Source organism: Paenibacillus sp. OK060 (assembly GCF_900101205.1).
Classification (GTDB): domain Bacteria; phylum Bacillota; class Bacilli; order Paenibacillales; family Paenibacillaceae; genus Paenibacillus; species Paenibacillus marchantiae.
Genome location: NZ_FNFR01000003.1, coordinates 601,428 through 614,428, shown reverse-complemented (window position 1 = coordinate 614,428; position 13,001 = coordinate 601,428). Strand labels below are relative to the sequence as shown.

12 protein-coding genes are annotated in these 13,001 nt (G+C 45.5%); 7 read left to right on the top strand and 5 right to left on the bottom strand.

Translation table 11 applies throughout. The annotated features are described in order from the left end of the window. Positions 1 to 83: 83 nt before the first annotated feature. A complete protein-coding gene (locus BLS14_RS14385; protein WP_090952464.1) occupies positions 84 to 1,238 on the bottom strand; it encodes a VanZ family protein in 1,155 nt (384 codons plus the stop codon). A gap of 253 nt (positions 1,239 to 1,491) precedes the next feature. Between BLS14_RS14385 and BLS14_RS14380 the strand changes: the two genes are divergently transcribed. The 5 genes from BLS14_RS14380 (at position 1,492) to BLS14_RS14360 (ending at position 6,676) form a co-directional block, all read left to right on the top strand. After that, positions 1,492 to 1,833, top strand: a complete 342-nt coding sequence (locus BLS14_RS14380; RefSeq protein WP_064642005.1) for a zinc ribbon domain-containing protein YjdM — start codon at positions 1,492 to 1,494, stop codon at positions 1,831 to 1,833. A gap of 190 nt (positions 1,834 to 2,023) precedes the next feature. Further along, on the top strand, positions 2,024 to 2,581 hold the full coding sequence (locus BLS14_RS14375) for an RNA polymerase sigma factor (protein WP_063565868.1): 558 nt from the start codon (positions 2,024 to 2,026) through the stop codon (positions 2,579 to 2,581). Further along, entirely contained in the window at positions 2,538 to 4,196 is a 1,659-nt protein-coding gene (locus tag BLS14_RS14370) for a DUF4179 domain-containing protein (RefSeq protein ID WP_079697538.1), read from the top strand. The genes BLS14_RS14375 and BLS14_RS14370 overlap by 44 nt, the downstream gene beginning before the upstream one ends. A gap of 431 nt (positions 4,197 to 4,627) precedes the next feature. After that, positions 4,628 to 5,440, top strand: a complete 813-nt coding sequence (locus BLS14_RS14365; protein ID WP_090952461.1) for a class I SAM-dependent methyltransferase — start codon at positions 4,628 to 4,630, stop codon at positions 5,438 to 5,440. Between the two features lie 174 nt (positions 5,441 to 5,614). After that, positions 5,615 to 6,676, top strand: a complete 1,062-nt coding sequence (locus BLS14_RS14360; RefSeq protein ID WP_063565871.1) for an LLM class flavin-dependent oxidoreductase — start codon at positions 5,615 to 5,617, stop codon at positions 6,674 to 6,676. Between the two features lie 103 nt (positions 6,677 to 6,779). Here BLS14_RS14360 and BLS14_RS14355 read toward each other — a convergent pair whose 3' ends face one another. Then, positions 6,780 to 7,439, bottom strand: a complete 660-nt coding sequence (locus BLS14_RS14355; RefSeq protein WP_090952458.1) for a TetR/AcrR family transcriptional regulator — start codon at positions 7,437 to 7,439, stop codon at positions 6,780 to 6,782. Positions 7,440 to 7,631: 192 nt separating this feature from the next. On the opposite strand from BLS14_RS14355, the gene BLS14_RS14350 reads away from it, so the two are divergent. After that, positions 7,632 to 8,447, top strand: a complete 816-nt coding sequence (locus BLS14_RS14350; RefSeq protein WP_064641617.1) for an SDR family NAD(P)-dependent oxidoreductase — start codon at positions 7,632 to 7,634, stop codon at positions 8,445 to 8,447. A gap of 107 nt (positions 8,448 to 8,554) precedes the next feature. Here BLS14_RS14350 and BLS14_RS14345 read toward each other — a convergent pair whose 3' ends face one another. The 3 genes from BLS14_RS14345 to BLS14_RS14335 all read right to left on the bottom strand — a co-directional run bounded on the left by BLS14_RS14345 (position 8,555) and on the right by BLS14_RS14335 (position 12,388). After that, positions 8,555 to 9,835, bottom strand: coding sequence for a VWA domain-containing protein (locus BLS14_RS14345; RefSeq protein ID WP_090952455.1), 1,281 nt, complete (start codon positions 9,833 to 9,835; stop codon positions 8,555 to 8,557). Positions 9,836 to 10,050: 215 nt separating this feature from the next. Further along, complete coding sequence (locus BLS14_RS14340) at positions 10,051 to 11,814, bottom strand: cellulase family glycosylhydrolase (RefSeq protein WP_090952452.1); 1,764 nt, start codon at positions 11,812 to 11,814, stop codon at positions 10,051 to 10,053. Between the two features lie 97 nt (positions 11,815 to 11,911). Next, positions 11,912 to 12,388: a DUF4385 domain-containing protein gene (locus tag BLS14_RS14335; RefSeq protein ID WP_063565875.1), complete on the bottom strand. Its 477-nt coding sequence runs from the start codon at positions 12,386 to 12,388 to the stop codon at positions 11,912 to 11,914. Between the two features lie 116 nt (positions 12,389 to 12,504). Between BLS14_RS14335 and BLS14_RS14330 the strand changes: the two genes are divergently transcribed. Next, entirely contained in the window at positions 12,505 to 12,972 is a 468-nt protein-coding gene (locus BLS14_RS14330; protein WP_072733835.1) for a YfbM family protein, read from the top strand. Positions 12,973 to 13,001: the final 29 nt, after the last annotated feature.

Below are 13,001 nucleotides of genomic sequence, written 5' to 3'. Positions count from 1 at the left end.
AAACTTGCCGGCTTTAATGGCAAACGCTACGGTACTATCTGTCATCTGAAACTATGTGCTGTGAGTGTTGTGAGTCAGGAATTTTATTTTCTTGAAGCTCGTGTCTTGGACACATCATCACAGTAAAACGCACGCTTGCCTCGGGAGAACAGCACCAGCATGACATGCACGAACAACACCAAGAGAATAAGCATATGCAGACCAAAAATTCCGACAGAGATCCACACCTTATAAGGTTCGAGCATTACATTTTCGTTCAGAAAGGCATAATCGGTTATGATTTGAGCTACGGTGACCAAGATCCAAGGGGCGTAAAGTGCCAGCAACCTTTTAAACAGGGATGCGCTGGAAGGCTCCCCAGTATCCCGGTGAACATATCTGAACCGCATGAGGGCAGACCCTGGAGTCTTGCCATCTCGCAAGGATGGAATAAAGAAAAATACAAACAGCATGGCGATCGCCGTATTTAGCGTACTGACGATCACATTTGTATTACTCCAATTAAATATGGACATCAGATTGGACAGGAATACAACAACTACACCGTCAATGATAAGTGCCAGTAATTGAGGCACAGGATAGACCTTGTTTTGTTCCAGAATCTGCTCGCTCTTCGCCTGAATACTTGCTCGAGACGGGAATAAGGCAAGCAAGATGGGAGCTGCGAAAAAACCCAGTATCGTTCCTGAAGTATTCAGTAACAGGTCATCCACGTCAAACAGCCGGTACGGGCAATCATAAAAACTGTAGAAGCCGGTGATCTGGGTAATCTCAAAGAACAGGGATAAGCCGAATCCGCTTAACAAAGCCTGTTTCCAGTACGATCTCTTTTGCCAAAAATAACGGATATACACGCCAAGTGGCATGAGAAGCATTACGTTGAACAGAACCTGCAGAAAAGCTCTGCCCTGAATCATTCCCATATAGCTGGCGGGTTGAGACCAGACGATTGGTGTTTCTTTCATAATATCTTTTACAAAGGTGAACGGAACAAGGTTGTAATATACGGTATCCGCTGCTTGCTGTGCACATGTATTACGAGTGGTCGGGAAAGGAAGAATAACCAGACAGTACGCAGCCAGTAGGTAGAAAATAAATGAGAAGCTGACCCCAAACCGCGACCAGCTAAAAAATCCATCTTTCCGATATCCGTAGATCAACCAAGGAACCAGCAGAAACATGGCGATAAGGACAAAAATAAAGAAAGCCGTTTGGACAGGAAAAACATAGGGTGACATGAGCAGAAACTCCTTTTATAGGATATATATCAGCATTTCGTGTAAGACACGACTTTTAAGAATAGTATTTCGTTGTGATGCTCCACCATTTTTCTTCTATAGCTTCAGTATAAGGAACCTTCCTTAAATCAGGGGGCGGGGCAATCTTAAATTTAGTTTAAATCAATTAACCACCGTGGCCTATGTGGAACAATAGATTGCATTCCCGTATACTTGCGAGGAAGCCACAAAATGAATGGAGAGTTTAATACATATGTCTAATTTGCCTAATTGCCCCAAATGTAATTCCGAATACACGTACGAGGACGGTAATTTGTTGGTGTGTCCAGAATGTGCGCACGAATGGGCGCTAGCGTCTGAACAAGAGAATGCGGAAGAAACTAAAGTAGTACGTGATTCGAATGGTAATGTCCTGAATGATGGCGATACCGTTACGGTCATTAAGGATTTGAAGGTGAAAGGCAGCTCGTTGGTAGTTAAGCAGGGCACCAAAGTCAAAAACATTCGTCTGATTGACGGTGACCATGACATCGACTGCAAAATCGACAGCCTGGGCGCGATGAAGCTGAAGTCCGAGTTTGTGAAAAAAATCTAGTCTCCTTTTGGCACGCTGGATTTCCATGTTATTGGCCTTGTCTTAAACCATAAAGAACGTTCATTTCTGCAATGCTGTGGAAGTGAAGGTTCTTTTTTGTTGTGTGGAGAAAGGGTAAGAATGAACCTTTGAAGGATCGGCTTTGTCTATAGATTTGAGAAGGCTGATGCAGAGAAAGGAGGGAAAGCTTTTGAACGAAAAGGAATTGTTTGAGATATACAACAAGGATGTGTACCGAACTTGTTATTACATGCTCCATCATGCTCAGGATGCCGAAGATGTATGCCACGATGTTTTTATTACGGTATTTCGTCAGGATTGGCAGAAGGTTGAATACATGAAGACATGGCTGATGAGAATTACGGTGAATCATTGTCTTAACTTTCTGAAGAGGGAACGCACAGCCAAGCAGCGGGAGAAAAGGCAGTTTATTCTCACCCCTCAACGAACTGCTGATCCGGTTGATACGTTGATCGAACATGTGGAGGAGTCCGAGGTCTGGGCACAATGGGTTCATGAGCTACCTGAAAAGATACGTTCAGCGATTCTGCTGCGTTATATGAACGAATTAAGTTTATCCGAAACTGCAGAGATTCTGGAAGTGCCACTGGGAACGGTGAAGTCCAGAGTATATAAGGGAATTCGATTGCTTAGGAAAAAATGGGATCAAGCCAGAAAGCAACATCAGAAAGGGGAAATGTATAGTGAAGCATACGGAAAATCTGTTGTCTCGTCATCTGAAAAATAATGCAGATATTCGCTATCCCGATTTCGATGCCATGTGGAATCAGATTCAACAGGATCAGGAGCGTTGCCCAGAGCTTCATGTATCAGAGAATAAAGAACATCTGCCGCAACAGATCAAATGGAAAAAGACTGCACTGATAGGAACCGCTGCAGTTATTCTCATGGCGACGCCAGTATATGCAGCAGTCCATTATAATTGGGGTGAAATTTTAAATGACCGTAGTGGTATCCAGAATGCCATGCAAAAGGATCTTGGACAGAAACTGAATCAGTCCGTAACGGTCAACGGTGTGACTCTAACACTGGATACAGCCTTTTCCGATGATAATCGCACGGTTATTTTGTATACATTGGACCCTGGTAAGTACGGAGGTGATACATTACAATTCCCTTCTATTGGCCTGCGGGATGAGAGTGGTAAGCTAATCGAAGGAAGATACTACCATGTTCCTGATCAGACCAATGGAAAGTTTAAAGGGTACTTTGAGACGGAGTGGACACCATCAGGAAAAGAAGCGAATGTCGACTTCACTGTAGGTGGAATCCAAATATTAGTTCCGGAAGAAAAGGAAATTACCCTAAATCCTTTTCAGCAACAATCACAGGTGTTCAATATCAATAAGGATGGTTTGGGTGAACTTGTAGTGAGCGCATTCAATGAAAAGGAAGATAAGATGATGTTGTCTACATCATTAACCTTTGATCAACCGGAGGTTCGTGACTATGCCTTTCCGTATTTAAAGATATACGATCAGAAAGGACAGATTTTGGAAGGGAATGCAGCGGGCATATATGGAAAGCCGGGAGAACATGGTGAATATATATCGGAACAGTTCTATAACTTGGAGAAGTTGAAGCAACAAGCAGCAAGTTATGTACTGGCTTACAGTAAAGAAGAAGGCAAAATGGAGCAATCACTGGATATTGGTATACGTCTGGATAAAACAGAGATGCTTAGTGGTACGAGTAAAAGAGTGCTAAATATACCTCTGGATCAGCAGTCGGATGGAGCAGTCATCAAGGAAGCCATAATTACACCCACCCAAATCAGGCTGATCGTTACTCATAGCGAATATTTCATGCAATTACCATATTTGCAATACACACTTGATGTAAATGGCAGCCAGTTAATTGGAGGGGTATGGCCGTCGGACGATCCGGCACATGAAGCGGAACTGCGCTTCGAAGTGACCTCTGGTCTAGAAATCAACCAAGATACACCAATGACCTTGTACGCTCGCCATAAAGTCAACTATTTTCAGGGTGAATTTGAGCCGATTATGTTATCCGAGATTGGGGAGAAACCACAGTACCTTGATTCAAATCTGGGCGGTTCTATAATCCATTGGACATATTACCGTAAAGACGGTGATTTGTACGTGGAGAGATATAGTGATGATCTACATTTTGGTGGAATTAATCAGACCTATACGATCCAGAAGGGCAAACGAAGTTATGGTACTCCTGCCAAAACTCAATTTGCCGGTGACGGAAAAAACCTGGGTATTGATCGGTATAATAATTACACATCGGATTCAGCAATCGTATATCCGTGGATGTACAGCACAGAAGAACCGGAACGTGAAGTAGCTGTACAACTGGAAAATAAGAATTGACAGGAAATATTTAGAAGTACTATACTGAGTAAAATTTAACAGTCAAATGCATTGATCAGGAGTATTAAGGCACAAGGTTTGGTCCAGAAAACTGTCGTTATGGTGCAAGGCAGTCCAACCTATCCCCAACTCACCTGTGAGCAGCAGGATTGAATCGTAGTTACGTAAGTATCGTCGTTGTTCAGCACACGAAAGGGCTGGATGTTGATAATGATGCTATACGCTGACTTCATGTAGATCCTGACGGTTAACCTCCGTCATCAGGTCCTGAGATGTTATGGCAGGATAGGTTGGAGCATGATGTTTCCAATCCTGTTCATGGATCAAGAAGAGTGGTACCGCGAAGGTCAGACCTGTCGCCTCTTAGTTGAGGTGGCAGGTTTTTGTTTTTTTATATGGCCTTAATGTTGAGAAAAGGCAGGTGCAGAATCATGGAAAGATCACGTGTGATTGAGTATTATTCCAGATTTGACGAGTGGGGAAGGTTGGATCGGGAACCGCTGGAGTTCATCATTAACATGCATTATATCCGAGAGTCACTTCCGGCAACCGGACTTGTGCTGGACAATGGCGCCGGACCAGGCAAATATGCGATGGAGCTTGCCAGGCTCGGATACCATGTCACGCTGTCAGACCTGACCCCTGCATCTGTGGATATGGCTCAGCAGAAGGCAAAGGAATTGGATTTGACACAGCAGTTTGACAGTTTCCATGTATTGGATGCGACCCATCTGAACGGCATTGCAGATGAGACGTATGATGCCTCTCTGATGCTTGGGCCATTGTATCATTTGCAGACGGAAGAAGAGCGAGTGGCTGCGGTAAGGGAGCTGCATCGGGTCACCAAGCGTGGGGGAACTGTGTTTGTAGCGATGCAGAGCCGTATGCGAATGGGCATTACCTCTTTGCAATCCCCGCAGCAATGGAAACCACATGACCACATGGAAGCTATCCGTTCTTTTGTGGAAAAGGGAACATTCGATCATCTGGATCAAGGACGGTTTACAGGGGCGTACTATTTCAACATTCAGGATATTAACCCGTTTATGGAGCAGCACGGATTCGAAACGGTAGACCTGATTGGATCGTCCAGTCTGAGAGCCATGCTCACAGAAGAGCAGCAGCAATACTGGAAAGAACGCGGAGAATACGATGAGTTGATCCAGTATATGATTGAGGCGGCCAAAGACCCGTCAATACTGGGAATCTCGTCTCATCTCCTGTACATTGGGAAAAAGAAATAATCATTAAATCATTGGATTTTGAGAAGAATATGTCACGAAAGTGCCCTCTGGAAAACAGGGGGCACTTGTATTTTTCCTCAAAATAGTTCAATATTAAGATAAATAACAAAAGGTGATCTACTTACAATAGGTTAGATGAACGACGGATCGCTTCATACCAGGGAGGAATAGACAATGGAAATCGGAATCAGTACATTTGTGGAGACGAACCCAGATATAAAAACAGGAGAACTTATAAGTCATGCGCAGCGTATTCGCGACGTCGTTGAAGAGATCGTTTTGGCAGATCAGGTGGGGCTGGATGTATACGGCGTGGGAGAACATCACCGTGCCGACTATGCCGCTTCATCACCCGCTATCATTTTGGCCGCCGCAGCTTCACAGACCAAACGCATTCGCCTAACCAGCGCTGTAACAGTGCTATCTTCGGCTGATCCGGTACGGGTATTTCAGGATTTTGCAACGCTGGACGGTATTTCGAATGGGCGTGCGGAGATTATGGCAGGGCGGGGATCATTCATCGAATCATTCCCATTGTTCGGGTATGATCTGAATGATTATGATGAATTATTTGATGAAAAATTGGAGCTCCTCTTAAAGCTGCGTGATTCGGAAAAAGTAACCTGGGAAGGCAAACACCGCCCTTCCTTTAATAATCTAGGCATCTACCCGCGTCCGGTACAAGAGAAGCTGCCTGTATGGATCGGGAGTGGCGGTAACCAGGAATCGGTTGTCCGCGCGGGTCTGCTTGGATTACCGCTTGTTCTCGCCATTATTGGTGGTCGTCCTGTTCAATTCGCACCACTGGTGGAGTTGTACAAAAAAGCAGCTGCACATGCAGGTCACGACGCTTCCAAACTGACCGTTGCTTCTCACTCTCATGGCTTCATTGCGGATACAACAGATGAAGCTGTGGAGAAATTCTTCCCTCCAGCTCAGGCAGTAATGAATATGTTGGGCCGTGAACGCGGCTGGGGACACTATAGCCGTGCAACCTTTGACGCGGCACGTAGTCTGGAAGGCGCGCTGTATGTCGGTGATGTGGATACCGTTGCTCAAAAGATTATCTATCTACGTAAAGAAGTTGGTATTACACGCTTCATGTTACACACTCCCCTCGGCACGATGCCGCATGAGGAGGTAATGAGAGCTATTGAACTGCTCGGGAAAGAAGTGGCTCCCAAAGTCCGTGCTGAAATCTCGCGTTGGGAAGCTGAAAACGAAACCGCACGTTAATTAGCGATAGTAATCCCTTATATATAATGATAAAAAGGAGCAGGTCCTTCATCCGAGCGATGAAGTGCCTGCTCCTTCTTTCGTTTCCTTATCCATTCATGGCTTAGCCCTTGGACGATACTCCAACAAGAGAAAGAATAACCATGGACAACGTATGATCATATAGCCGTTTCGCGGCCTCTTCACTCTCAATATGGCCTCCCAGGTACAGGTGGATGACGCCATGCAGAGGGGCCCAGATCATACGAACTGCAAGCAAGAGATCGTTCTCCTTAAGCATTCCCTGCTCAATTGAGACCGCAACCAGGGACGTAATTTGTTTGAGTGCAGTTGCTGTTCCTTGCAGACTCTCTGCATCTGGTTTGAATTCTGCAAAAGAACCGCCAAACATCAGCTGATAGAAGCTGGATTGTGTAATTCCGAAATCCCAGTAGGCATAAGCGAGATCGCGAAAATAATTCTTGAATGATGCTTGCTGTGGCACGGATTCAAACGATTGGGATAGGAGGGAGCACCCCTCCATATATAGATATTTAGCTAACCCTTCTTTCTTGCCGAAGAGGTTATATATGATTTTGGTGGAGCACTCCATTCGTTCTGCCACGCGCCGAACTGTAACGGCTTCGGGGCCGTGCTCTTGCAGCAAGGATGCGGCGGCATGCACAATATTTTGGCGCAGGTTTTCGGAGTGCTGGAGTCTGGCTTCCTGAAAGGTAGTGACCGTGTGAGCGGATTCTTTGGAACCCGAATTGTGATCTTTCATCTATCTCATCCTCATACATCCATATTGTTGTTTAACGGTAACCGTGTTTCTTATCGTCATTCTACTGTTTTACGCTGGAAATCGTCAAATGATCAAAAGAAGTTGACAGTACGAAGACAAGAGAGTACGATGATTTCATTAGGAAACAGTGTTTCCAATAAAAAACGAGTGTTCTGAAAAGGTGGATGAGATATGAAGCAGGTTCAAAATCAATGGGTACTCATTACGGGGGCTTCTTCAGGAATTGGGCAGACTTTTGCATTGGAGATGGCGTCAAAAGGAAAACATGTGGTCTTGGTGGCCCGATCGGAGTCCAAATTGCGTCAATTGGCAGAACGGATTGAGCGAACCTATCAAGTGAAGACGGAAGTGATCGTAGCGGATCTATCCCAGGCGGATGCACCACAACACGTTTATGAGGAATGTATGAATCGGGGCATACAGGTTAATGTATTAATCAACAATGCGGGATTTGCCACGCATGGAATGTTTGAGCAGGTGGATGGTGCACGGCAGCAGGAAGAGATTATGCTGAATGTACTCGCAGTCATGAACATGACCCATCTTTTCCTGCCAGGTATGCTGCAAAAACGGAACGGTACCGTCATCAATGTTTCTTCAACAGCTGCTTTTCAACCTGATCCATACATGGCTGTATATGGGGCTACGAAATCTTTCGTTCTTTCTTTTACAGAGGCGTTGTATGAAGAGAACCGGAAACGAGGCGTTAAGTTTTTGGCTCTATGCCCTGGCTCAACCGATACCTCATTCTTTGACGTAGTAGGAGCCGAAGAGGCCTCGGTAGGAAAACGGGATACGCCTGAGCATGTTGTGGAAGTGGCGATGAGGGCGTTGGAGTCAGGCAAGCCGTATGCTGTGCCAGGTGCCTCCAATTATTGGACGGCCCAGTTCGCCCGCCTTATGCCGCGCAGACAAATGCTGAGGATCGTAGGGGGTATGCTTCGGCCCCGTTCGAAGAGTGGCAAGCCGCAAAAGGCACAGGCTTAAGTGTACCAAAAAGAAATAGGCTGCCAGCGAGAATCCTTACTGGCAGCCTATTTAAAAGAAAAGAGAGACTATGATTGCATCTACGGCTTGCGTAGCAAACGGACGGTTTAGGCCAGAATACCTTTGGAGCGTGCTTCCTTGATCCAATCTGGAAACTCACTAAGAAGCCGATCATATAATTCTTCATCGCTTATCTTGGAGATATCGTCCAAAGCAAAGAAGTTAGCGTTATCAATAAAGCGTCCAGGCATGTCATCGAGCTTCTCTAGCACCCCGTAATAGGACCGGCCCAGGCCAACAAATTGCCAGAATAGATTTTTGTTAGAGCTTTCGGTAATTAGCTGGGTAATTTTACGTTCTTTATCCACGCCTCCATCGCTAAAAAAGATAATGTAGGTTGGGATATTTGCATTAGGCTCCTCCTTTGTATACTTACGAATGACATTTTCCATTACCTTGGGTTCATTATTTCCAAAGCCCTTGCTTCCGAGAGTATACGTGCGATCGATGTAATACCGATAATCCTCGGCTGTTACACTCGGCGCTCGCATAAAATCATCAGCAAAGAACCAGACGTCCAACTCGCCGTTGTCATCAAATGCTGCGGCAATCGCCAATATACGTTCAAAAGCTTCTTGCACTATACCTCTGCGGTATAAATGAAACATGGAGCCTGAAGCGTCAAATACAACGGCTACACGCGCCTGTATAGGAGCGACCTTTTTCTTTTCCAAAGACAGTGTAACTTTACGTTTGAGCAGATCTATTTTCGTCAAATTCAGTGGTGCAGGTTTCTTGACAGGTGCAGGGACAGGTGCTTTTGACGACTCTGCGGCTGCGGCTGATTCAGACTTGGCGTCACTATTACTTTCAATTTCGACTCCAAACGATTCGGCAAGTGGTTGCAGTCCACCAAAAAATCCGCGTCCGATAGCCCGAACCTTAAATCCTTCACGATGCTTATAGATTTCTATAAAAATGAGTGCTGTTTCAGCCGTAGCTTGAGTAATCTCGTATGTAATTTGTTGTGAACCTGCTCTTACAATAGCTTGGCATTTCTGAACATTTGCGAAGGTTCCTCCCGCGTCAAGCGTAGCGGTGAAGACACATTTTTCTACAGAAGCCTGGCGTAATTTGCTGGTATCCAGCACGAAGGATGACTTGAAATCCTCTGCATGTTGGAGAACAACGCTTTGGTGGGGATCACTATTCTGATTATAAAATACAAAATAATCGTCCGAGGGTACTTGTCCCCCTTCGTTAACCATAAAACAGCTTGCATCCAGAGCGGAGGGTGCTGAAGCACTTTGAATGGTTACGTGAATCTGGGCCGCTTCATTGATGTTGGTATTCTGGCCTGTGTTCAGATGAATGATTGAATCTGCCATATTTCTGATTGCCTCTTTTCTTCAAAGTCATTGTTAACTGTAGATCGTAACAAGCTAGATTTTGAGACAAATGTTACCAGAAGTCAACCCATATATGACAGATCCGACAGATAATGAATTAGTATCCTGTAAATATACTGTTTCTATTAGTAATCGATGCGGTCAATGCACTTTTAACTCAATCCTATATTGTCGATACTTTAATTTCCTCAGTCTCAATTATTTTCTGCCTTCCCAGTCACCTGGTTTCCGTTCTTAATCAGAGTGTAGCGAATGAGCTTACCACTCCAGAAGTGAAATGTCAGCTCGATCTGTCCATCGTGCAGTTCTTTGAGCCAATCGGGCTGTAGCTTAATTTCATTCGTTTCATAAGAAGGAGCAAATGTGGTCAAGAATTCCTTATACGGTGTCCAGTCCTGTGGCGCTGTGTTCTCACCGGATGTATACACAGCCTCCATCGTGGCAAGCTGATCACCTTGAAACTGGGTGGGAATGGAGAAGGAGTCTACTATACCTGTTGCGTCGCCCAACTCGGGCTCCGTGGACACAATCACATTCCATTTCCATTTTGCACCCTGATTGAACTTCGCTGTGAGTATCCCATTGTTCCCAAGCTTCTGAGTTGAGCTGATCATCCGGGATAACGCAGTGGATTTGACGGTTAACGTGTTGCCAATGAACGAATAATCTGTGCCGGCTTTCAGCAATTGATCACCCGCATACAGGGCAACTAACTTGTTTCCGTTTAATTTGATCGTCAATTGTCTGTCTGCTACAGGCGAACCTTGTCTGAAATAGAGAAGATCGCTTTCTCCTGCGGCAGAACGTCCTGTCCAGGACGCTTGGATCATCTGAAATAAATCCGGGTCATCCCACTGGAATGTTTGTCGATTCAGATGCTGACCATTGTCCCATAACATGGACGTGATCTTTTTTTCTTTTAACTGATGACCGATGAATTCAAAATATTTCAGCTTCTCTCCCTGTTCAATGACATCCGTATGTTTGTCAAAACCGAGCAGGCCATATTCACCAAGAATAACCGGAATACCTTGAACAACTAGCGTGTTGTACACATTATTGAACGTGCTGGCCGCATCATTTTTCGTATCCGTATCGAAGGTGGTATGCCCTGCAATGTTAACGCTGAACGGCCAATATCCGTAATAATGCACCGTAGCAATCAGATTGTGATCCTTTAGGCCAGCTATCGTCTGTTGCAAACTGTCGAGTCTTACCTGTGTTGGTGAACTTTCCAGCGTAGGCAGGACCAACGGGCGCTCGCTGTTATTTCCACCTGTTTCTCGTACCAACTTTACAAATGCAGTGTTCAATTCATGCAAAAGCTCTAACTGCCGTGCCTCATCAATATTGCTGCCTGAGCCCATGTCGCCTGCATTTGTTGCTCCGCGGTTAAAGCGCGGTTCGTTAACACTCTCGAACATCAGCTTACGCGGTTCATCTTTAAACTGCTTGGCAATCTGAGTCCATACTGCTTTATAACGGGAAAGCACCTGATCGTGGTTATTCTCCAGTTGGCTGATCCAGAGATAGGAATCATGGTGAACGTTCACGACGACATAGAGGTTGGCATCCAGCGCCCATTGGACAATCTCCTGAACACGAGCCATGTAGGCTGGATCAACAGTGTAGTCTGGTGCGTCCCCAATATGCCCATCCCATGTGACGGGAATACGAATACTTCGGTATCCCTGAGCAGCGATCTGCTGTATCAGTTCCCGGGTAACTCGCGGGTTGCCCCAATACGTTTCATCAGGTCCGACCGTATCCAGAGAATTTCCCAGGTTCCATCCCGGCTGCATCCCGTCAACATCGCTTTGTAGCGGGCCAAAGGCTGTCATTTCATGTTGTCTGGCAAGTTCAGACTTGGCTGCAGAGGCAGGCAAAGGAAGCAGAATAAACAGACACAGGGTGATGCAAACAAGTGCCAGGACGAAATGGTGGCTAGGTGGGTTCATGAGGGCTCCTTTGGATGGGTATACATCGTTAATCTCGTGTGTGAAGCTTGATGTATTGCATTATATCAAAATGAACGTCTGCATAAATCATGTATTTTCACCCATGCTTCTGCGCGTTCTCCGACTCGTACTTTTCCCGGTGCTCCTGCTTCATTTTCACATAATCCGGATCCGTTTTGGCGATCTCCCATTGTGCTTTGAAAATGGCTGCTGATTCAGCCTTCACCTTATCATTCTGATAAGGCAGGATGGAGCCGTCCTCCTTCGAGTATTTGCGTCCGCCTTTATGATTCGTATACCGCCTTGCCCGCGTATAGCCCATTTGCAGAAACTTGCGTGCCATATCCATACCGACAAAGTCATCCTTTTTCTTATACTCCAAAAATAGTTCGTAGATCTTCTGCGAGGATTCTTTCGCAATTTCAGGTGTTTTGAACCGCCAGTGCGGTAGAATCTCGCTTTTGTAGGGCTCCACCATTAATACTCCTTGCTCTCCCCGGCCAACGGTATACAGTTCAGGCTGCTTGCGCAGATCAAGCTCCTCGTAATTGAGGCTGTAATCAAACTTTTTCATGGATTCCGCTCCTCCTTGAAGATTATTGTTCCTTTCCACCTCTTTACCCCGATTCTTGTACAACATGCACGGTTAATGGGAAAGAAGGGAAGTACATACATAGGAGGGATAAGGGTATGGGCATGTCCGGCAGATATCTTGTTGTCACCAATGAATTAATTGCATCCATTAAGTCAGGTGAAGTCAGTGTTCATGATTGTTCGGTCGAGCTGGATATCGATAAAATGTGGCAGATGCTTCAGTTTACGTTGACTGGTGAAGTGGTAGAGGGGCAGCCTCCTCTGGGATATGTGGTCCCTTTGGCAGGCGAACAATATCTGGGCAACTATTCAGACATGGATCTGTTCCTGCTGAACAATGAACAGGTGCTCGAGGCGTACATGGCGTTAGAACAACTGACACCTGAAGAATTGAAGAAACGGTTTAGCCTGGAACAAATGGTAGCTGAGGGCGTGTATCCTGTCATGGAGGATTGGGACGCAGAGGAGACATTCCAGGAGATCGTTCAGACACTAAATGATGTTCAGGCTTTATATCAGGCAACGGCTGCAAGTGGGAACGGAATTGTCTTTTATATTTTCTAAGTTCCCACCTCTGTCTGTTTAATTTTTCA